Origin of the sequence: Glutamicibacter sp. NPDC087673 (assembly GCF_044743255.1) — a bacterium.
Lineage (GTDB): Bacteria > Actinomycetota > Actinomycetes > Actinomycetales > Micrococcaceae > Glutamicibacter.
The window spans coordinates 1-1261 of sequence record NZ_JBIUWB010000019.1; the positions used below are offsets into that span (position 1 = coordinate 1).

Genomic DNA, 1261 nt, shown 5'->3' on the forward strand with positions numbered 1-1261 from the left:
AAGCGAAGTATAATTAGAACATGTCCGAAGCAAAGGCGCACGGAAACAGCCTCACCCCACCAGCACCCCCCGAGGAATTCGACCTCCACGTCCAAACCGTGCAAAACGACCTCTCCGCCCTCGAAGAACACGGCAGCAAAGCCGACTGCGCCCACGGCATCGAACTGCTGGAAGCCCTCATCTCCGCAGCACGCTGCAAACAAGCCGGCCTCGCCCACCAAATCGAAAAAGAATACGTCCGCGACCACGAAGAACGCGGCATCCACCTCGATGACCAAACCCGCGGCGCAGCCGCCTGCGTCGCCCTGGCCCGCAAGCAATCACCGCACGGCATGCGCAACTACCTGGTCAATTGCCGCATCCTCTTCGAAGACACCCCGAACCTCGCCGCCGCCTGCGCCCGCGGCGAATTCACCGAAGCCCAAACCCAAGCCATCCTCACCCCGCTCCAAGACCTCAAACCCCAGCGCCGCACCGAATTCGACCAGCTCTACGCCCAGAACCCGCACATGTTCGAATCCATGGGCACCACCCAAATCAAGGAAACAGTCCGCAAATTCGCCCTGGCCTACATCTCCGACCCCGACTCCATCAAGCAGAAAACCGTCGAAGAGCAACGCAACCTCACCCTGAAAATCGACGACCAGCACGGCCGCATCATCATCCACGGCGAATACCCCCTGCTGCAGGGCATGTGCCTCAAACGCTACCTCGACGAAGAATCGAAAACCCTGCGCAAAAAAGGCGACCCCCGCACCCGCACCCAGATCCGCGCCGACCTGCTCTTCAGCTACATGATGGTCGGCGAACCCTCCAAAATGCCCATCGCCCTGCAAGTCGCAGTAGTCATGACCGACCGGGCCCTGTTCGCCGGCGAACGCGAACCAGCCTACCTGGAAGGCTACGGCTTCATCCCCGCCCAGAGCGTGCGCGAATGGATCAGCGGGCACCAGATCCCCAACAGCCTGACCTTCGACCAAATGGACGCCAAACCCACCACGGAGCTGATCGAACAGCTCGACGTGCGCACCGAACTGGCCCGCCTCTACACCGCACCCGGCGACCAGGACCTGATCGCCATGGACTCCAAAGCCCGGATCTTCCCGGAAAAGCTCAAGAAGTTCATCGCGATCCGCGACCGGCACTGCCGCACCCCGTTCTGCGACGGCATCGTGGAGGAAATAGACCACGTCAAGCAATACGCCCGCGGCGGCAAGAGCACCGTCTTCAACGGCGATGGCCGATGCGCTACTTGCAACAA

1 protein-coding gene is annotated in these 1261 nt (G+C 61.4%); it reads left to right on the top strand.

Features of this window, described 5'->3' with window-relative positions:
* Positions 1–20: 20 nt before the first annotated feature.
* Positions 21–1261: HNH endonuclease (locus tag ACIOTL_RS18070; protein WP_400344227.1), on the top strand; the 1241-nt coding region annotated here is incomplete at its 3' end.